General features: G+C 56.2%; 18 protein-coding genes. 8 read left to right on the top strand and 10 right to left on the bottom strand.

Features of this window, described 5'->3' with window-relative positions:
* The first annotated feature begins 32 nt into the window (after positions 1–32).
* The 5 genes from VF709_RS15020 to araD are packed head-to-tail and all read left to right on the top strand — an operon-like array spanning position 33 to position 5,116.
* Entirely contained in the window at positions 33–1,352 is a 1,320-nt protein-coding gene (locus VF709_RS15020) for an MFS transporter (protein WP_029881926.1), read from the top strand.
* Positions 1,353–1,408: 56 nt separating this feature from the next.
* Entirely contained in the window at positions 1,409–2,914 is a 1,506-nt protein-coding gene (locus VF709_RS15015) for an FGGY-family carbohydrate kinase (RefSeq protein ID WP_187170721.1), read from the top strand.
* Positions 2,911–3,564, top strand: coding sequence for a 3-keto-L-gulonate-6-phosphate decarboxylase UlaD (ulaD, locus tag VF709_RS15010; RefSeq protein ID WP_149896748.1), 654 nt, complete (start codon positions 2,911–2,913; stop codon positions 3,562–3,564). The genes VF709_RS15015 and ulaD overlap by 4 nt, the downstream gene beginning before the upstream one ends.
* A gap of 2 nt (positions 3,565–3,566) precedes the next feature.
* The gene (locus VF709_RS15005) at positions 3,567–4,427 is read left to right on the top strand and encodes an L-ribulose-5-phosphate 3-epimerase (RefSeq protein ID WP_020686527.1); all 861 of its coding nucleotides are present in this window, start codon (positions 3,567–3,569) and stop codon (positions 4,425–4,427) included.
* Positions 4,421–5,116 carry an L-ribulose-5-phosphate 4-epimerase gene (gene araD, locus VF709_RS15000; protein ID WP_048972676.1) on the top strand — a complete coding sequence of 232 codons (696 nt, stop codon included), beginning with the start codon at positions 4,421–4,423 and terminating at the stop codon, positions 5,114–5,116. Before VF709_RS15005 ends, araD begins: the two co-directional genes overlap by 7 nt.
* Here araD and VF709_RS14995 read toward each other — a convergent pair whose 3' ends face one another.
* Positions 5,117–5,935, bottom strand: coding sequence for a helix-turn-helix domain-containing protein (locus VF709_RS14995; protein ID WP_020686525.1), 819 nt, complete (start codon positions 5,933–5,935; stop codon positions 5,117–5,119). It abuts the gene before it with no gap.
* A 224-nt stretch (positions 5,936–6,159) separates the two neighbouring features.
* Here VF709_RS14995 and VF709_RS14990 point away from each other — a divergent pair, with 224 nt between their 5' ends.
* Both VF709_RS14990 and VF709_RS14985 read left to right on the top strand, forming a co-directional pair.
* Entirely contained in the window at positions 6,160–7,560 is a 1,401-nt protein-coding gene (locus VF709_RS14990; RefSeq protein ID WP_020686524.1) for an MFS transporter, read from the top strand.
* A gap of 10 nt (positions 7,561–7,570) precedes the next feature.
* A complete protein-coding gene (locus VF709_RS14985) occupies positions 7,571–9,526 on the top strand; it encodes a glycoside hydrolase family 127 protein (protein WP_187170723.1) in 1,956 nt (651 codons plus the stop codon).
* 53 nt (positions 9,527–9,579) lie between these two features.
* Here the strand turns inward: VF709_RS14985 and VF709_RS14980 are convergent, their stop codons facing one another.
* The 3 genes from VF709_RS14980 to VF709_RS14970 form a co-directional block, all read right to left on the bottom strand.
* Positions 9,580–9,984 (bottom strand): type II toxin-antitoxin system HicB family antitoxin, encoded by a 405-nt coding sequence (locus tag VF709_RS14980; protein ID WP_013094943.1) that lies wholly within the window; start codon positions 9,982–9,984, stop codon positions 9,580–9,582.
* 14 nt (positions 9,985–9,998) lie between these two features.
* Positions 9,999–10,184, bottom strand: a complete 186-nt coding sequence (locus tag VF709_RS14975; RefSeq protein WP_071843252.1) for a type II toxin-antitoxin system HicA family toxin — start codon at positions 10,182–10,184, stop codon at positions 9,999–10,001.
* A gap of 210 nt (positions 10,185–10,394) precedes the next feature.
* Entirely contained in the window at positions 10,395–11,135 is a 741-nt protein-coding gene (locus tag VF709_RS14970; RefSeq protein ID WP_149896750.1) for a MipA/OmpV family protein, read from the bottom strand.
* A gap of 117 nt (positions 11,136–11,252) precedes the next feature.
* Here VF709_RS14970 and VF709_RS14965 point away from each other — a divergent pair, with 117 nt between their 5' ends.
* Positions 11,253–12,218: a LysR family transcriptional regulator gene (locus VF709_RS14965; RefSeq protein WP_061771396.1), complete on the top strand. Its 966-nt coding sequence runs from the start codon at positions 11,253–11,255 to the stop codon at positions 12,216–12,218.
* Here VF709_RS14965 and exaC read toward each other — a convergent pair.
* The 6 genes from exaC to VF709_RS14935 form a co-directional block, all read right to left on the bottom strand.
* On the bottom strand, positions 12,215–13,753 hold the full coding sequence (exaC, locus tag VF709_RS14960) for an acetaldehyde dehydrogenase ExaC (protein ID WP_020686520.1): 1,539 nt from the start codon (positions 13,751–13,753) through the stop codon (positions 12,215–12,217). The genes VF709_RS14965 and exaC overlap by 4 nt on opposite strands.
* 86 nt (positions 13,754–13,839) lie before the next feature.
* On the bottom strand, positions 13,840–15,687 hold the full coding sequence (gene selB, locus VF709_RS14955; RefSeq protein WP_149896751.1) for a selenocysteine-specific translation elongation factor: 1,848 nt from the start codon (positions 15,685–15,687) through the stop codon (positions 13,840–13,842).
* Entirely contained in the window at positions 15,684–17,069 is a 1,386-nt protein-coding gene (gene selA / locus VF709_RS14950) for an L-seryl-tRNA(Sec) selenium transferase (RefSeq protein ID WP_149896752.1), read from the bottom strand. The genes selB and selA overlap by 4 nt, the downstream gene beginning before the upstream one ends.
* A gap of 103 nt (positions 17,070–17,172) precedes the next feature.
* Positions 17,173–17,781 carry a glutathione S-transferase gene (locus VF709_RS14945; protein ID WP_013094937.1) on the bottom strand — a complete coding sequence of 203 codons (609 nt, stop codon included), beginning with the start codon at positions 17,779–17,781 and terminating at the stop codon, positions 17,173–17,175.
* A gap of 89 nt (positions 17,782–17,870) precedes the next feature.
* The gene (locus tag VF709_RS14940; RefSeq protein WP_013094936.1) at positions 17,871–19,007 is read right to left on the bottom strand and encodes an HlyD family secretion protein; all 1,137 of its coding nucleotides are present in this window, start codon (positions 19,005–19,007) and stop codon (positions 17,871–17,873) included.
* A 2-nt stretch (positions 19,008–19,009) separates the two neighbouring features.
* Positions 19,010–19,366 (bottom strand): DUF3302 domain-containing protein, encoded by a 357-nt coding sequence (locus VF709_RS14935; RefSeq protein WP_013094935.1) that lies wholly within the window; start codon positions 19,364–19,366, stop codon positions 19,010–19,012.
* Between the last annotated feature and the right edge of the window lie 513 nt (positions 19,367–19,879).

Below are 19,879 nucleotides of genomic sequence, written 5' to 3'. Positions count from 1 at the left end.
TTATTCCGGTTACCTACACTGAGATATTAAATATGAATACGTCTACTCAAGCTCTACATGCGGACATTCCGCGCCAGCGCTGGCTAAGAATTATTCCCCCGATTCTTATCGCCTGCATTATTTCTTATATGGACCGTGTGAATATTGCTTTTGCCATGCCCGGCGGTATGGATGAAGAGTTAGGTATTTCTGCCACCATGGCAGGCCTGGCGGGTGGGATCTTCTTTATTGGCTATCTGTTTTTGCAGGTGCCTGGCGGCAAGATTGCCGTTCATGGCAGCGGGAAGAAATTTATCGGCTGGTCGCTGGTCGCCTGGGCGGTGATTTCGGTCCTGACCGGGCTCGTCACCAGCCAGTATCAACTGCTGGTGCTGCGTTTCTTACTTGGGGTAGCAGAAGGCGGGATGCTGCCGGTTGTGCTGACGATGATCAGTAACTGGTTCCCTGACGCCGAACGCGGTCGTGCCAATGCGATTGTAATTATGTTCGTCCCCATTGCCGGGATCATCACCGCGCCCCTGTCGGGCTGGATTATTACCGCACTCGACTGGCGCTGGTTGTTCATCATTGAAGGGCTGATGTCCATCGTTGTACTGGTGCTGTGGGCCTTCACGGTGTACGACCGCCCGCAGGAAGCACGCTGGATTTCTGAAGCGGAAAAAAATTATCTGGTCAAAACCCTGGCCGCAGAACAGCAGGCCATTGCCGGTAAAGAGGTGAAAAACGCCTCGCTGAGCGCGGTGCTGTCCGACAAAACCATGTGGCAGCTGATTGCCCTGAACTTCTTCTACCAGACCGGCATTTACGGTTACACCCTCTGGCTACCCACCATTCTCAAAGAGCTCACGCACACCAGCATCGGCCAGGTAGGCGTGCTCGCGATCCTGCCTTATATCGGGGCCATTGCGGGTATGTTCCTCTTCTCTTCGCTCTCTGACCGTACCGGTAAACGCAAGCTGTTTGTCTCCCTGCCGCTGATTGGTTTTGCGCTCTGCATGTTCCTCTCCGTGGCGCTGAAAGAGCATACCTGGCTGGCCTACGCCGCACTGGTGGGGTGTGGGTTCTTCCTGCAGTCGGCGGCGGGCGTGTTCTGGACCATTCCGGCACGCCTGTTCAGCGCGGAGATGGCAGGCGGCGCGCGGGGGGTAATTAACGCCCTGGGTAACCTCGGCGGGTTCTGTGGCCCTTATGCGGTCGGCGTGCTGATCACCTTGTACAGCAAAGATGCGGGCGTTTACTGCCTGGCGGTGTCACTGGCACTGGCCTCTCTGCTGGCCCTGCTGCTACCGGCGAAGTGCGATGCTGGTGCGGAGCCTAACCCTACGGTGAATCCGCATAAGCGTGCGGCCTGATGCCCTCACCCCCGTCCTCTCCCACGGGGAGAGGAAGCAAGACGAGAGAGTCAAAGATGAGTGAAAAAGAACCCTTCTGGCTGGGTATCGATTGTGGCGGTACTTATCTGAAAGCCGGTTTATACACCCGCGAGGGCAAAGAAGTCTGTATTGAACGCCGCACGGTTGCCACGCTCAGCCCGCGAGCAGGCTATGCGGAGCGGGACATGAACCAGCTGTGGCAGCAGTGTCACACCACCGTCGCTCTTCTGCTCAACAACGCCCGGGTTAGCGGCGAGCAGATCAAAGGCGTGGGCATTTCAGCGCAGGGCAAGGGGCTGTTTCTTCTCGATAAACAGGATCGTCCCCTGGGCAATGCGATGCTCTCCTCAGACCGTCGGGCACTGGACATCGTGCAGCGCTGGCAGCAGGACGGTATTCCCGAAAAGCTCTATCCGCACACGCGACAGACGCTCTGGACCGGGCATCCGGCCTCTCTTCTACGCTGGGTCAAAGAGAATGAGCCACAACGCTATCAGCAGATTGGCTGCGTGATGATGGCGCACGACTACCTTCGCTGGTGCCTCACCGGCGCAAAAGGCTGCGAAGAAAGCAACATCTCTGAATCCAATCTCTACAACATGAACACCGGCCAGTACGATCCGCAGATCACGCGCTGGCTGGGTATCAGTGAAATCGACAACGCTCTGCCGCCCGTTGTCGGTTCAGCGGAAATCTGCGGGGAAATCACCGCTCAGGCTGCCGCACTTACCGGTCTCGCGGCGGGAACCCCCGTCGTTGGTGGGCTGTTTGATGTGGTTTCCACCGCGATCTGTGCCGGACTGCACGACGAACATACGCTGAACGCCGTCATGGGCACCTGGGCCGTCACCAGCGGGATTGCCAATGCGCTTCGGGACAACGAACCGCATCCCTATGTCTATGGGCGTTACGTCCACCCGCAGCAGTACATTGTCCACGAAGCCAGCCCCACCTCTTCCGGCAACCTTGAGTGGTTGACTGCCCAGTGGGGAGAAATGTCTTTCAGTGAGATCAACCGCGCCGTGGCCAGCCTGCCGAAAGCCGATAGCGATCTGTTCTTTCTGCCGTTTCTCTATGGCAGCAACGCCGGGCTGGAGATGACGAGCGGCTTCTACGGCATGCAGGCGCTGCATACTCGCGCGCATCTTTTACAGGCAGTTTACGAAGGTGTGGTGTTCAGCCATATGACCCATCTCAACCGCATGCTCGAACGCTTTACCGACGTACAGGCACTACGCGTCACCGGCGGCCCGACCCACTCTGACGTATGGATGCAGATGCTGGCGGATGTCAGCGGTCTGGCGATTGCGCTCCCGCAGGTGGAAGAGACTGGCTGTTCCGGCGCGGCGCTGGCCGCCCTGGTCGGCACCGGCGTTTATGCCGATTTTTACGCAGCGCAGCACGCGCTCAGACACGACATTCGGGTCATTGAACCCGACATGCACGCCCATGCGGCCTATCAGCGCAAGTATCAGCGCTACCAGTTACTGATTTCAGCACTACAGGGTTATCACGCCCGTGTTAAGGAGCACGACCTATGAGCCGACCATTACTGCAGCTGGCGCTCGACCACACCTCACTTCAGGCTGCCCAGCGCGATGTCGCCAGGCTTTCCGATCACGTCGATATTATCGAAGCGGGCACCATTTTATGTCTGACCGAAGGGCTTAACGCCGTGCGTGCGTTACGCGAGCAGTGTCCAGGGAAAACCCTCGTGGCGGACTGGAAGGTGGCCGACGCCGGAGAAACGCTGGCAGAGCAGGCGTTTGGCGCAGGCGCGAACTGGATGACCATCATCTGCGCCGCGCCGCTGGCCACGGTTGAAAAAGGTCACGCGGTGGCGATGCGCTGCGGTGGGGAAATTCAGATGGAGCTGTTTGGCAACTGGACGCTGGATGATGCCCGCGCCTGGCACCGCATCGGCGTGAAGCAGGCCATCTACCACCGGGGACGCGACGCGCAGGCCAGCGGTCAGCAGTGGGGTGAGGCAGATCTCGCCCGAATGAAAGCGCTCTCCGACATTGGTTTGCAGCTGTCCGTCACCGGCGGCATCACCCCGGCCGACCTGCCGCTGTTTAAGCAGATCAACGTCAAAGCCTTTATCGCCGGTCGCGCACTGGCAGGCGCTGCCAATCCACCGCAGGTGGCCGAGGCCTTCCATTCGCAAATCGGCGACATCTGGGGAGCGTAATCATGCGTCAGCATCCGTTAGGTATTTACGAAAAAGCGCTGCCGAAATCCCTCACCTGGCCGGAGCGCCTGGTGCTGGCAAAAAGCTGTGGCTTTGATTTTGTTGAAATGTCGGTAGATGAAACGGATGAACGCCTGTCGCGCCTGGCGTGGAGCACCACACAGCGTGCATCGCTGGTGGAAGCGATGCTGGAGACCGGTGTGTCGATCCCATCCATGTGCCTGTCTGCCCACCGCCGCTTCCCGTTTGGCAGCCGGGACGAAACCGTGCGCGCCCGCGCCCGGGAGATCATGTCCAGCGCCATTAAACTGGCGCGTGATTTGGGTATTCGCACCATCCAGCTGGCCGGGTATGACGTGTATTACGAAGAGCATGATGAAGGCACCCGGCAACGCTTCGCCGAAGGGCTGGCATGGGCAGTCGAGCAGGCCGCCGCCGCGCAGGTGATGGTGGCCGTTGAGATCATGGACACCGCGTTTATGAACTCCATCAGCAAATGGAAAAAGTGGGACGAGATGCTGGCCTCGCCGTGGTTTAGCGTTTACCCGGATGTCGGCAACCTCAGCGCGTGGGGTAACGATGTGGCCGCCGAACTGACGCTGGGCATTGACCGCATCGCGGCAATTCACCTGAAAGATACCCAGCCCGTCACGGCACAAAGCCCAGGACAGTTCCGCGACGTGCCGTTTGGCGAGGGCTGCGTCGATTTCGTTGGCGTGTTTAATACGCTCAATAAGCTGAACTACCGCGGCGCGTTTCTGATTGAAATGTGGACCGAAAAAGCAAAAGAGCCGGTGCTGGAGATTATCCAGGCGCGCCGCTGGATTGAAGCCCGTATGCAGGAAGGAGGCATGACATGTTAGAACAACTCAAAGCCGAGGTGCTGGCAGCCAACCTGGCACTGCCCGCCCACCAGCTGGTGACCTTCACCTGGGGTAACGTCAGCGCGGTGGATCGCGACAGCGGTCTGATGGTGATCAAACCGTCCGGCGTGGAGTATGACGTGATGACGGCGGAGGATATGGTGGTGGTGAATATTGCCACCGGTGAGGTGGTCGAGGGCAGCATGAAACCGTCGTCAGACACGCCTACCCATCTTGCGCTGTACCGTCGCTACCCGGAGATTGGCGGCATCGTCCATACCCATTCCCGCCATGCCACCATCTGGTCTCAGGCAGGTCAGGATCTGCCCGCATGGGGCACGACGCATGCGGACTACTTCTACGGCGCGATCCCCTGCACGCGGCGGATGACCACGGCGGAGATCGCAGGAGACTACGAGTATCAGACCGGTGAAGTGATCATCAAAACCTTTGAAGAGCGCGACATCAGCCCCATGCAGATCCCGGCAGTGCTGGTGCACTCCCACGGACCGTTCGCATGGGGTAAAGATGCCGCCGATGCGGTACACAACGCCGTGGTGCTGGAAGAGTGCGCGTACATGGGCCTGTTTTCGCGCCAGCTTGCGCCGCAGCTTCCGGTTATGCAGCAGGAACTGCTCGACAAACATTATCTGCGCAAGCACGGTGCGCATGCCTATTACGGGCAGTGATCAACCGGAATTAATGTGTTCTTTACAGTACCGCCGTTTCCAGACGGCGGGTGTTAACCCGGTATGCTTCGAAAATATCTGCCGGAAATACCCCACGTCGTTAAAACCGCAGCGGGTGGCCACTTCCGTTAATGACGCTGAGTCATTCAGCAGCATTTTTTCTGCCGCCCTGACGCGCTGGCGATGAATCGCCTCCGTCAGGGTTAAATGAAATGTCCGACGAAACACGCGCCCCAGGTAATCGGCATTACAGTGCAGCGATTTTGCCAGCAGCGAGGTGGAGAGCGGTAAATGAAACTGCGTGCGAATAAGCTGTTTTGCCTTCCAGGCCAGTGCTGCACCGGCCTCATCGGGGCGGTCCTCATACCCTGCTGAGAGGGATATTTGCTGCAAAATCAGTAGCAAAAGCATTTCCAGCGCCACGCTGCGCTGTAATTTTTCCTGCTCGCTGAGGAACTGGCGAAAAAGCGCAATCACCGACGGGACATCCCTCACGCAGCAATGTTGTTCAATGGTCAGCGGAGAAGCCTCCGGCAAAGCGGAAGGCCCAGGTTTCACCTCAAAATGCAGCCAGTAAAATCGCAGATCGGCCGGAAAATCTTCTGTACCCACATGCCGCCGCTTCGGCCAGAGCAATAAACTCTCCCCCGCCTTCACCTCAAAAAGACGGTTCTCCTCCTGGATCGTTAATGTCCCCTTTTCGACGAAAATGATTTCCCACGACGTTAATTTACGCGCCGGGTGGCGACCCACGCCCCGCGAAATAAACAATCCGCCGTTTTGCACTTTAATCGGAAGCGCTATGGATAATTCGAGCATGGATATTCACCATTCCGCTTTTATTGCCGCATTTAATTGACTTATCCATTGATTATTAACAATTAACGTTATAGCTGCCCGATCAAACTCACACTTTCTTCATCAGGTCGGAATCGTCATCTTTTTATACTTTTCCCTTCCCTTGTTGCCCTTTGCGTTCAGTGCAGAATGAATGAGGTACCTTGCACAAATACGATAAAAATCGATTACCGAGGAGTTATCTCATGACTTCCACACCGATTACCGAGTCTGACGTTGCACAACGGGTGAGAGAAGAACGTTTGTCCGTTCGCGAAAAAATTGGCTACGGCCTGGGCGACGCGGGCGGCACGGTCATTACCTGCCTGATAATGAATTTCCTGACCTTTTTCTATACCGATATTTTTGGCCTGACCCCGGCGCTTGTCGGCACGCTGTTTATTGCCCTGCGCGTATTTGACGCGATTTCTGACCCTGTCATGGGCGTGATTGCCGACCGCACCCAAAGCCGATGGGGGCGCTTTCGTCCCTGGCAGCTGTGGGTGGCATTCCCTATTGGCATCATCGGCGTGCTGACCTTCACCGTACCTGAAGCCAGCATGGGCGTGAAAATTGCGTGGGCATTCGGCACCTACCTGCTGCTGTCCGTCGGCTATACCGCCATCAACGTGCCCTACTGCGCGCTGATCAACACCATGACCACCCGCCACAGCGAGGTCATTTCCTGCCAGTCATGGCGCTTTGTGCTGTGCGGCGTTGCGGGATTTTTGGTCTCCGTCGGCCTGCCGTGGCTGGTGGCAGCGCTGGGGCAAGGCAACGCCGCCCGGGGTTATCAGCTGGGCGTTGGCGTCCTGTGCACCCTCGCCGTGGTGATGTTTCTCTGCTGCTTCTTCTGGGTCCGTGAACGCGTCCCACTGGCGCTGATGGGTAAATTCACCCTGCGCGAACACCTGGCAGGGCTGCGCAAAAATGACCAGCTGCTGCTGATGCTGGTGATGTCGTTTTTGCTGATCAACGTCTTCAATATCCGTGGCGGCGGATACATGTACTTCATCACCTATGTGCTTCAGGGCAGCACCGCCTACACCTCGCTGTTTTTCACCATGGTGACCTTCGCAGCGATCCTCGGGGCGGTGATCGTCAGCCCCCTCTCTCGCCGTATTGATACGGTCAAACTCTACTACTACACCAACCTGGTGCTCGCCGCGATCGCGGCTGGCATGTGGTTCCTGCCCGGCGGCCCGGCGCATCAGACGCTCTGGCTGATCGTAATTCTGAGTAACGGCGTCATCCTGGGCTTTACCCTGCCGCTGCACTTTTCGCTGATGGCTTTTGCCGACGACTACGGCGAGTGGAAGACCGGCGTGCGATCGTCGGGCATGAACTTCGCCTTCAACCTGTTTTTCATCAAGCTGGCGTGGGCCTCCAGCGCCGGGATCATCAGCCTGGTGTTTATCGCCGTCGCCTATCAGCCAGGAGCGGGTAACCAGACGCCCGCCTCGCTGCAGGGCATTACCGCCATGGAGACGCTGCTCCCTGCCCTTTTCCACCTGCTGCTGGCGGTCTCAATCCGCTGGTGCAGACTCAACAATCCGATGATGTCGCGCATTGCCACCGATTTGCGCCAGCGTCATGTACCGTCCTGAGGAGAACGTGATGTCCATAATGGAAGCCGACCTGCATAACCTGAAAATCAACGATCCGTTTCTTGGCCAGTATCAGCGGCTGGTGCGTGATGTGGTCATCCCCTATCAGTGGGATGCGCTCAACGATCGCGTGGCAGAAGCCGAGCCCAGTCATGCCATCACCAACTTCCGCATTGCGGCAGGTCTTGAAGAAGGTGAGTTCTACGGCATGGTATTTCAGGACAGTGACGTGGCGAAATGGCTGGAAGCCGTGGCGTGGTCGCTGTGTCAGAAACCCGATGCTGAACTGGAAAAAACCGCCGATGAGGTGATTGAACTGATCGCCGCGGCGCAGTGTGAAGATGGTTATCTCAATACGTACTTCACCGTCAAAGCGCCCGACGAACGCTGGACAAATCTGGCCGAGTGCCACGAGCTTTACTGCGCCGGGCATATGATCGAAGCTGGCGTGGCGTATTTTCAGGGCACCGGAAAACGCCGGCTGCTGGAGGTGGTGTGCAAACTGGCAGATCATATCGACACCGTTTTCGGCCCCCGGGAAGGCCAGCTTCACGGCTATCCGGGCCACCCGGAAATCGAACTGGCCCTGATGCGGTTGTACGACGTTACTCAGGAGCCACGCTACCTGAACCTGGTGAAATACTTTATTGAGGCGCGCGGTACGCAGCCTCACTTCTATGATATCGAATACGAGAAGCGCGGCAGAACATCGTACTGGCACACCTACGGCCCGGCATGGATGGTCAAGGACAAAGCTTACAGCCAGGCGCATCAACCGCTTGCTGAACAACAAACAGCGATTGGCCATGCGGTGCGTTTTGTCTACCTGATGGCGGGTATGGCACACCTGGCTCGTCTGAGCAAAGACGACGCAAAACGTCAGGACTGCTTACGCCTGTGGAACAACATGGCGCAGCGCCAGTTGTACATTACCGGCGGGATTGGTTCGCAAAGTAGCGGTGAAGCCTTCAGCAGCGATTACGATCTGCCCAACGATACGGTGTATGCCGAAAGCTGCGCCTCGATTGGCCTGATGATGTTTGCCCGTCGGATGCTGGAGATGGAAGCGGATAGCCGCTACGCCGACGTGATGGAGCGCGCCCTGTACAACACGGTGCTGGGCGGCATGGCGCTGGACGGTAAGCATTTCTTCTATGTTAACCCGCTGGAAGTGCACCCCAGGACGCTGGCCTTTAACCACATCTATGACCACGTCAAACCGGTTCGTCAGCGCTGGTTCGGCTGCGCCTGTTGCCCGCCGAATATCGCCCGCGTGCTGACGTCGCTGGGGCATTACATTTACACCGTTCGCCCGGATGCGCTTTTCATTAATCTCTACGTAGGGAATGAGGTCACCATCCCGGTGGGCGATGAGACGCTTAAGCTGCGGATCAGCGGTAATTATCCGTGGCAGGAAGAGGTCAACATTGAGATCGCCTCGCCCGTACCGGTGACGCACACCCTGGCCCTGCGACTACCGGACTGGTGCGCAAATCCTCACGTGTCGCTGAACGGAGAAGGCATGACGGGCGAGGTATCACGGGGCTATCTTCACCTCACCCGTCGCTGGCAGGAGGGCGATACGCTCACGCTAACCTTATCGATGCCGGTCCGCCGCGTGTACGGTCACCCACAGGTTCGTCAGCAGGCCGGAAAGGTCGCGCTGCAGCGCGGTCCGCTGGTCTACTGCCTGGAAGAAGCCGACAATGGCGCCAACCTGCATAATCTTGCCCTGCCTGCCGACAGTGAATTCCGGGTTTTCGAGGGTAAAGGAATTTTCGCTCATAAGATGCTGATTCAGGCGGAAGGTGTCACGCATGACGCCGCAGAAGCGGGATCGGAGGCGTTATGGCAGTACGACCGTCCTGCGGTGCAACGTCAACCCAAAACGTTGACCTTTATTCCGTGGTTTAGCTGGGCTAACCGGGGAGAAGGGGAAATGCGCATTTGGGTGGATGAAGACTGAATATCTGCGGCCTGATGCCCTCACCCCAACCCTCTCCCACGGGAGAGGGATCGTTAAGGCAGCACGCGACGCGCTGCCTCAGCAAGAAAAGCGCTTCGGTTACTAAACTGCGGATGCTCATTCACAAAAGAATCAATTTTCACCAGCAATCGACGAGGCAGGGTGATATTGATACGCTCGGCCTTACCGTCGAATTGCTTCATATTGATATCTACAAGCAACCATTGTCCGCCGATAAAATCACCCGGTGTGGCTTCAAGATGTGCTTCAACATTGCCAGGGAGAGGTAACTCTTCATCCATTTCAAATAGCGCTTCGAAGTGAGCTGTCAGTGCATCACGTGCATCCTGAAAAGCATCATCCAGAGAATTGCCGGCAAAAAAACAACCAGGAACGTCAGGAAAAAAACCGCTGGCGCTACCGTCGGGATCAGAATGAATGTAAGCCGGATAAAACATAACTACTCCTGATATCAGTGTTTGATTCCCGCCTGCCGCCAGATTTGCGCGAGGGTGCCGGGTTTTATGTCCTTTTTGGGATGTGGAACGGTCACCAACCCCGCATGCACTGGGTGGCGAAACTGATGATGGCTTCCTTTCGTTCTTACACATTTCCAGCCATGCCTGACCAGAACAGTAATGACATCCGCACTTTTCACATTCCAATCCTTCCATGATTATACACATCATACACACCATCGCTACTGGTGCAGATGACAATAGACGAAAGGAAATGCAAACGCAGCCGGGTTTTGTCTGAACAGGAAGGAGCAACGCAAAAAGAAAGGCGGAACAGGTAAATTGCAGATCAAAATACAGGCGCTATCACAACGCCGGGTAAGGCGAAGCCGCCACCCGGCGTTACAGCATCAGAAGCGCCAGCTCAGCCCGGTCATCAGCGCGAAGCTGTCGTCGCGGTCGATCATCGGGCTGTTCTTCACGTCGTCAGGCAATACGGTATAAACCGCGCTGGCGTTAAGGAACAGGTTCTGGGTTAACTGATATTTTGCCGCCAGACCCACGTATGGCGTCCAGCTGTCACCTGCGGCGTATTCATTGAGACCTGAGCGGCGAGACTCGCTGCCGGAAACCCCGTAGTAGTAGTCGTTATAGCTCTCGTCACTGTAGAAAATGCCCACAGATGGCGTCAGCGTGAGGCGTTCCATGCGGAGGGGGCGGAAGTACGAAATCTCACCGACTACGCCACCGCTTTCATCCATCGCATCGCCGGAAACGGCCACTTTCAGCGAGCCCCAGTTTTCATGGCGGTAATAGGCGCCACCCAGTAAAGCAGACGCTTTACGCTCATCCAGATGTTTCATCTGAGGGTCGTCGTTATCGTCGGGATCAAAATGCAGCGGCATCCACGACGCGGTCAGGCTAAATTCATTTTTTTCGTCTTTCCACAGGATCCATCCACCTGTGGTCTGGCGCACATAGAATCGGTCACCTTCATAGCTAATTAACGGAACCGCGGTGGTATTTTCATTATACCCTTTATAAGGTGACTCATTAAATACAGCCCCCGCGCCAAGTGAAAAGTCACCGGCCATTGCGGATGAGGTCGCAAATAACGTGGCAGCGATGAGTAAATTGTTTTTAATAGTCATTCCATGTAATCCATTTAAACGCCGAACAAGCGAGGCGAATAATAATGGTTACAAATTTGCGTATGCAACGCCGCTGTTTATATAATATTATATATAAAATCATATAGATGGGTGGGCATGATGAATAAATTACAACTAAAACCCCGTGAATTAAAAATAATTTCCGTCATCGCCGCTACCCACAGCATTGGCGACGCCGCCGCCCTGCTGGGCATGGCACAGGCCAACGTCAGTAAATATCTCTCTGATTTTGAAACACGAGTCGGTCTCAAGGTCTTTGAGCGCACCACCCGTCAGCTTGCGCTAACGCAGTTTGGTGAAGCCTTGCTTCCTTACGTGAACGCCACGCTGGATAAAAATAGTCAGCTTATTAATTTTATTGCCGATTATAAGCATGAAAAGCGTGGAAAGGTGACGATTTACGCCCCGACAGGCATCGTGACCTATCTCTCTCGTCATGTGATCCACCAGATAAAAGATATTGGCGATATTCGTATTTCGCTGAAAACATACAATCTGGATCGCAATGAATTTTCTGAGGGGGTGACCTTTCCGGATGACTGCGATATTTTAATTACCTATGCTCAGCCGAAAGATGAAAGTCTGGTCGCAAGTGTATTAACCCAATATTCCGTTACCGCCTTCGCGACCGAGGAGTATTTAAATCAGCACCCGTTAAACGGCCCGGAAGATTTAATTCATCATTCCTGTATTTTAATCGACTCCATGCTGGTGGATGATGCTAACATCTGGCGGTTCCGCGTTCATGGCAGTGATGATGTACAGGATTACCGGGTTACCGGGAATTATATTTGCGACAATACGCAAACTGCCCTGGAGCTGGCGAGGAATAATCTCGGTATCGTCTTTGCGCCGAAAGAGAGCCTGAGAAAAGAGTTAAAAAACGGTTCACTGGTTCCCTGCTTCCCGCATCAGGAAGAGTGGTGGCTGGATCTGACGGCCATCTTCCGCAAGCGTGAATACCAGCCATGGCGCGTGCAATATGTTCTGGATGGCGTCCTGAATAATCTTCGCCAGCAAATAGCTCAGGCCGCCCACGGACGGCCTGAGCTGGATGACTAGAACAGCCCCAGCGGTTTATCGGAGTAGCTGACCAGCAGGCATTTCGTCTGCTGATAATGTTCCAGCATCATTTTGTGCGTTTCACGCCCGATGCCTGACTGCTTATAGCCCCCAAAGGCCGCGTGCGCCGGGTAGGCGTGATAACAGTTGGTCCATACGCGTCCGGCCTGGATCCCCCGGCCCATTTTATACGCCAGATTGCCGTTGCGGCTCCAGACGCCTGCCCCCAGGCCATACGGCGTATCGTTGGCAATCTCCAGCGCCTCCTCCATCGTTTTGAAGGTGGTCACGGCCAGCACCGGTCCAAAAATTTCCTCCTGGAAAACGCGCATATTGTTTTTGCCAGACAGTATGGTCGGCTCAAGGTAATACCCTTCCTGCAGATCGCCGCCGAGCACTTTACGGCGTCCACCGGTCAGGACATCCGCCCCTTCTTTTTTGCCGATATCAATGTAATTAAGGATGGTTTCCAGCTGTCCATGCGACACCTGCGCGCCCATCTGCGTCACGTTATCTAGCGGGTTACCGCTGCGGATCGACTCCACGCGGCGAATGGCCCGTTCCATAAAGCGCTCATAGATGGACTCCTGCACCAGCGCGCGGCTTGGACAGGTGCAGACTTCGCCCTGGTTAAAGGCAAACAGCGCAAACCCTTCCAGCGCTTTATCGAAGAAGGCGTCCTCTTCCGCCATCACGTCCTCGAAGAAGATGTTCGGGGATTTTCCGCCCAGCTCCAGCGTCACCGGAATGATGTTCTGGGTGGCGTACTGCATGATCTGCTGACCCACTTCCGTCGAGCCGGTAAACGCCACTTTGGCGATGCGTTTTGAGGTCGCCAGATATTCCCCAATCTCCCCCCCGGCCCCGTTGACCACGTTAATCACCCCCGGGGGCAGCAGGTCACCGATAATGTCCATCAGCAGCAGTACTGAAAGCGGCGTTAAGCGGGCCGGTTTCAGCACAATGCAGTTCCCGGCCGCCAGCGCGGGCGCCATTTTCCAGCTCGCCATCAGCAGCGGGAAGTTCCACGGGATAATCTGCCCCACCACGCCCAGCGGCTCGTGGAAGTGATACGCCACGGTGTCGCTATCGACTTCACTGATTCCCCCCTCCTGAGCACGAATACAGGAGGCAAAATAGCGGAAGTGGTCAATCGCCAGCGGCACATCCGCCGCCATCGTTTCACGGATCGGCTTGCCGTTATCCCAGGTTTCTGCCGTCGCCAGCAGCTCAAGATTTTGCTCCATCCGGTCGGCAATTTTGAACAGGATCGCCGCCCTGTCCTGCACGGAAGTCTGTCCCCATTTATCTTTGGCTTTATGCGCCGCATCCAGCGCCAGATCGATATCGCGCTTGCCTGAGCTGGCTATCTCACACAGCGGCTGGCCGGTGACGGGGGTCAGGTTGGAATAGTATTCGCCGTCGACGGGTGCCACCCAGTCGCCGCCAATAAAGTTGTCATAACGGGGTTTTAGCTTGAGAGGGAAACCGTACTCGCCTGGCTGAATGCGTGAAGAGGGAGGATTGTTTGTCATGACCGTCTCCTTGCTGTTGGTGTACAACAAGGGTAGTACCGGCTGGTGATTTTATCGCCAGCCGGGAGTGGTGTTTACGACAGGGGTCACGCTGTTTCTGGAAAGAGCAACGAATCCCGTAATAAATGGTCGTTACCGCGACGGCGGGTAAAACCGATGCGGTTGAAATATTCCAGGATCTGAATGGCAAGCTTTCGCCCCACGTTCAGACGATCGCGGAAATCAGCCGCACAGGTGGAGCCTCGCGCCTGATCCAGTTCGCGGATCAGGCTGGCAAACGCGACGATACGATCGTTGCGGTAATAACGATCTTTCACGATCGCAACGATGAGCCCCTGCTGCGCGGCATGGCGCAATACCTGGCGCATCACCTGCTCGTCGGTATTCGTTTCACGGGCGAGATCGCGAACCCACCAGGGCTCATCGCCAAACAGAGGGGCCGCTTTTTGCCAGATTGCCTCTTGCTCTGCGGTGAACCCGGCTTTGTGATCCGGCAGATGCAGCCAGCCGTGGTGGCTTTTGATCACGCCGCTTTCACGCATGTTTTCTATCAGCAACAGCACCAGCGCATCGTCTTCCATTGGCAGCGCCATACGACGCAGGCGCTCGCGCCCCGGGCCAGGTTCATCCTGATGCTGTTCATGGTAGGTGGCAAGCGTGTTTAACACTTTTCGCTGCCAGCACGCCGCAACCGGCGCGTTCAGCAGGTTATTACCGGCCTGGATAAATTCCGGCTGCTGGGTCAGCGGGAGGAGGCCTTCGTTGCTGAGCTGTCGTGCCCAGGCGAAGTCGGTCAGGTTCACCGCACCGCGTTCAAGATGCACCTCCAGCGCAGCCTTGTCGTTACTGGCCTGCGCCAGTGCCGACAGCCACTGCAAATACTCCGGTTTACGCTTCCCGCGACGCGGCGGATTGAGCGCCACCACCCGCGCCCCGGCCAGCGTTTCTCGCGCCGAGATATCACGCAGCACCAGACGGTCATTATCTGCCAGCCAGAGTGGCGTATCGAAAACCAGTTCAGCGAGATCGTTTTCCAGCAGCGACACGCGCCCGGTGATATGGCTGGCCGCATGGTGGATATGCAGCGGCTGCCACTGACTGAGCGGGATATGCGTCTGCAGGGAGACAATCACCCGCTCAGACGGTTCTGGCGGCGCCTCAGACAGCAGCCAGTCGCCGCGGTTTAGCTGCGCTTTCTCCGCATCGCCGGCAATATTGAGGGCGATACGCTGCCCGGCATGGGCATGATCAACGGGCTGGTTTTGTGCATGCAACCCGCGCACCCGCATCGGTTTGTTAATACCCGTCAGCCATACGGTATCGCCCACCTTCACTTCCCCACTCAGGGCGGTACCGGTCACCACCAGACCTGCACCTTTAACGGTAAACGCCCTGTCGATGGCCAGACGAAAGCGATGATGGCTGGCATGTTCCCGCGACGAAAGCTGCTGCAAATGGTGGCGAAGTGCGTCGATCCCGCGCCCTTCTGTGGCGACTGTTTCAAACAGCGAAGCATCGGTAAAGCCATATTCGCGCAACGTGGCCTGCACCGCCTCGCGCACCTCGTTAATACGCGTCGCGTCCACACGATCGGCTTTGGTCAGCGCCACGGTTAGCTGTGGGTTGCCCGTCAACTGCAGGATCGCCAGGTGTTCACGCGTTTGCGCCATAACGCCGTCATCACAGGCCACCACCAGCAGGGCATGGTCAATACCACCGACCCCCGCCAGCATGTTGGAAAGAAACTTTTCGTGTCCGGGGACGTCAATAAAGCCCAGCACGCGGCCATCGGGCTGCGGCCAGTAGGCATAACCCAGATCGATGGTCATACCGCGCTTTTTCTCTTCCGGCAGGCGGTCGGCATTCACGCCCGTGATGGCCTGCAACAAGGTGGTTTTTCCGTGGTCAACATGACCGGCGGTGGCAATAATCATTTCAACAGCATCTCCAGAAATCGCTCTTCATCTTCAAGACAGCGTAGATCCAGCCACATTCGGCCATCGTAAATTCGCCCGATAACCGGCGTAGGCAGAGCACGCCAGCGCGCAGAGAGCGCATCAAGCCTGCTGCCGCGGCCATCGCGCGGGGTGAAGGTCAGGGCCGCGCTGGGCAGCCGATCCACTGGTAACGAGCCACTGCCAATTTGCGACTGGCAGGACTCAATGCGCACGTCGAAATCGGCGTAATGCGACGCGACATTGGGCAACAGTAACTCGGCCTGCGCGCGAATCGAGGCGGCATCACGCGTTAACAGACGCAGCGTTGGCAGGCGTTCCGCCAGTTTCTCCGGGTGGAGATAGAGCCGCAGTGTCGCGTCCAGCGCGGCAAGCGTCATTTTATCGGCACGCAGGGCGCGCTTCAGCGGATGCTGCTGCAGTTTCGCAATCAATTCACGCTTACCGACGATGATCCCGGCCTGCGGCCCGCCCAGCAGCTTATCACCAGAAAAACTGACCAGGCTAACGCCCGCCGCAATCATCTCCTGCACCATCGGCTCTTTCGGCAGACCATACTGGCTCAGGTCCACCAGCGAGCCGCTACCGAGATCGGCAACGACCGGCACATTCAGCTCCTGGCCTATCGCCGCCAGCTCGGCCTCTTCAACGGTTTTAGTGAACCCTTCGATATGATAATTACTGGTGTGGACCTTCATCAGCAGGGCGGTGTTTTCATTCACCGCCGCACGATAATCTTTCGCATGGGTCCGGTTAGTGGTACCCACCTCATGCAGGGTACAGCCCGCCTGGCGCATCACGTCCGGGATGCGAAACGCGCCGCCAATTTCCACCAGTTCGCCGCGCGAGACGACCACCTCTTTGCCGCTGGCGGTCGCTGCCAGCATCAACAGGACCGCCGCCGCGTTGTTATTCACAATGCAGGCATCTTCAGCACCGGTGAGCTGGCAAAGCAGATCCGCCAGGGCCCGATCACGATGCCCGCGTCCTGCACCGTCGAGATCGTACTCCAGCGTGACAGGCGAACGCATGGCCTGCGTTACGGCATCTACCGCCTCTTCCGCCTGCTGCGCACGCCCGAGATTGGTATGCAGGACAGTCCCCGTCAGGTTAATCACCGGGCGCAACGCGCTTTGCCCTTTATCAACCAGCCTCTGTTCCAGCTCCTGCTCCCACGCCACGCACCAGCCGGGCAAGGCATTTTCTGCCTGAATATGGCGCCGGGCCTCGTCCTGAAGCAGACGTAACATCTCAACCGTCGCGGTATGACCGAACCGCTCGACAGCGGAATGAATAAGGGGTTCACGAAGGAGTCGGTCGGTAGCGGGGATCTGGCTGTACAGGGAGTGATGAGTAGTCATGAAAGCGCCTGGCGAGTAAATATCATCCCCCCTCCCGACGGGAGAGGGAGTTAACATGTGGAGGGATTGTACCGCCTCCTGACGCGAAGTGTTATAACCCGCGTCAAGCCTTTGGCGGTTCGGTACGGGCGAAGCTCTCGCGCTGGAAGAGCGTTTCGGCGAGCTTCACCAGCAGCGGACGGTCGACGCACCAGCCAGGGGAGACGCGACGAAAGTTGAGATAACCAATGGCGCAGGCGATAGCGATCGTCGCCAGATTCAGGCTATCCGTTGCTATTTTGCCCTCCTGGATGAGCTGCTCGCACCTGTCCAGGCTGCGGCTGATTTTCTCACGCTGGCGCAGCAGCTCCGTTTCCGACTGCTGAGCAACGGGCCTTGCCTGCTCGCGCACGGAAGTTAACGCCGCATCCATGATGCCATCGGCCAGCGCTTCAATTTGCTTCACTGCCAGGGCCGCCTTCGGATCTGCCGGTAACATGGCTGGCGCAACGCCGAGCAGCTCGATGTACTCAGCGATAATTGGGGAATCAAACCAGTATTCGCCCTCGTCCGTTACCAGCGCCGGGACTTTCCCCAGCGGGTTGTACTGCGCAACGCCGTTTTCGGCGTTGTAGGGCTGTTCATTAACGAATTCAAATTCAATCCCTTTCTCCAGCAGGAGAATCGAGATCTTTCGCACGAAGGGACTGGTGTAGCTGCCGATGAGTTTCATTGCCTGATCCTTGATGCCAGAAAAAGTCAGTATGGATCAAGCGCTGAAAAAAGGGCAGGTATGCATGTCGCATTCCTGCCCGGCGAGGATTAATGATCAAGATAGAGATAGTGCATCCAGCTGGTCATACGCAGCAGGACTTTACGCATCACCGAGACGTGCGCAAAATGGTCGGAATAGACCGCCACCTGCGCGTAAATACCGTCCGGCAACGCATCAACGTCGGCGTTAGGCTCCAGTTCTATCAGCGCCTGCACGCCATCCGTTCCCGGTGTTACCGTTAGCGATTGCAGTGCCCCCTGCGCCTGATATGAGCCCCCTGGCACCACCGGCAGAATGCTGGTGAGCTTGCCGGAGAAGACCTGCCCCGGCAGGGCGTTAAACACCACTTCCGCTTCATCGCCCGGCTTCAGACGCAGCAGCGAGTTCTGACGGAACTGGGCCACAATCTGGCGTTTCTGTTCAGGAATAAAGACCATGACCGGGCGCAGCGGCAGCGCGGCGGCATACGTCCCCGGGCGAATCAGCACCTGGGTGATGTAGCCATTACTCGGCGCACGTACCACGGTCTGATCCAGGTTGTATTTGGCTTCGGCCAGCTGGGCGCGTAAAGAGGCAATCTGCGACTGTTCGCCGTTCACCATGCTGTCTAACTGGCTTTTGATCTGCGTCTGTTCCGCCACTGAACCTTTTACCAGCGCGTCCTGAGCCAGATAGTTCTGCCGCGCGTTGTCGATATCGCTTTCAGAGAACGGGTTTACCTTCGCCTGGCTGCCTTTGAGATAGCGCTGGTAATCTTTATACAGACGGTCCCGCTCGGCGGACACGCGCGTGGTGTTGGCTACTGCTTCCGACAGTTGCGCTTTGAGCACGTCGATATTGTGCGTCGCGGTCACCAGGTCGGCCTGCAGTCTGTCGACCCGTGCCTGATAGCGGCCCGGGTCAAGTTTAAATAACACTTCGCCTTTTTTAATAAGCTGGTTATTTTTATCAGTGACTTCGCTGACCACGCCGGTCACCTGCGGCGTAATCGGAATGGAAATAACCGCTTTTTGCGCCGTAAACGTATACGGGTGGTTATAGTTCATTAATAAAATGAGGCCCGCCACAATAAATACCCCACCTAATGTGGCGGTGGCGAGCGTCCACTGGTTGACCGGAATACGGAATATTTTAAAAATCGCCCAGGCAAACGCCACGTAGGTCAAAATAATCAACAGATCCATAATTAGCGCTCCAGCGTTTTCGTATCAGCAGTGGGCTGTACCGCTGCCAGCTTTTGTTCTAATTCGGCCACGCGTTTGGCCAGCGCATCCATACCCGGCACCTCATCAGGTTTGGTGATGTGGTTTTGCATGCCCCAACCGCGATCTTCCCGGTACAGCGTGGCCCAGATCCACAGGAACGGCCAGATGGCATGGAGCGTAAACAGGCTAATCCAGCCCGCCGTGTGGATTGCATCGGCATGGGGATGATTACGCTTTTTGGCCATGTTATAGGGGATGTCATGAATGGCGATGATTCCGTAAAACAGAACCAGAAAAACAAAAATCAATACGCCCAGCGCAAAATAGTTGAGAAACATATTCTCCTCACTTAAACAACGTCAACTCATTAAATTAATAAAACAGTACGCAACCTAATTAATTTATTTTTAAATATAAAAGGTAGACTGGTTATTTCAGAGCCGGGGAGTATCGGTTTTTATAATATCTCCATGCAAGTTTATAAACGTGTCAAAATATATCCTGAATAATAATATACTTAACCTTACATTATGAGCGTAATCCACGTTTTCGCTTTTCGCCATACCACACATGAAAAGTGGTTTTTTAGCTTTGCGTGTTGCCCAGAACCATCGTGACGCTCATTCGTCAGGCAGAATTTGCCGCCGATCACAGCCGGAGAAATCCGCATAAAAATTTTTTGTGAATTAAATCACAACTCAGAAACAAACTCGCGACAACTAAATGTGATACATCTCACAAAAACAGGGGTGTTTTGCCGATTTTCTCCCCATTGTGTTTTTTTTAGACTGTGGTTTTGTGATTCAGATCACCTCATTTCCCGCCACACCCCCTGCATTTACGTGATTGTG

The organism is Enterobacter sp. Lyrl_3, from assembly GCF_051948675.1.
Classification (GTDB): domain Bacteria; phylum Pseudomonadota; class Gammaproteobacteria; order Enterobacterales; family Enterobacteriaceae; genus Enterobacter; species Enterobacter cloacae.
This window is presented reverse-complemented; position numbering and strand designations above follow the sequence as displayed.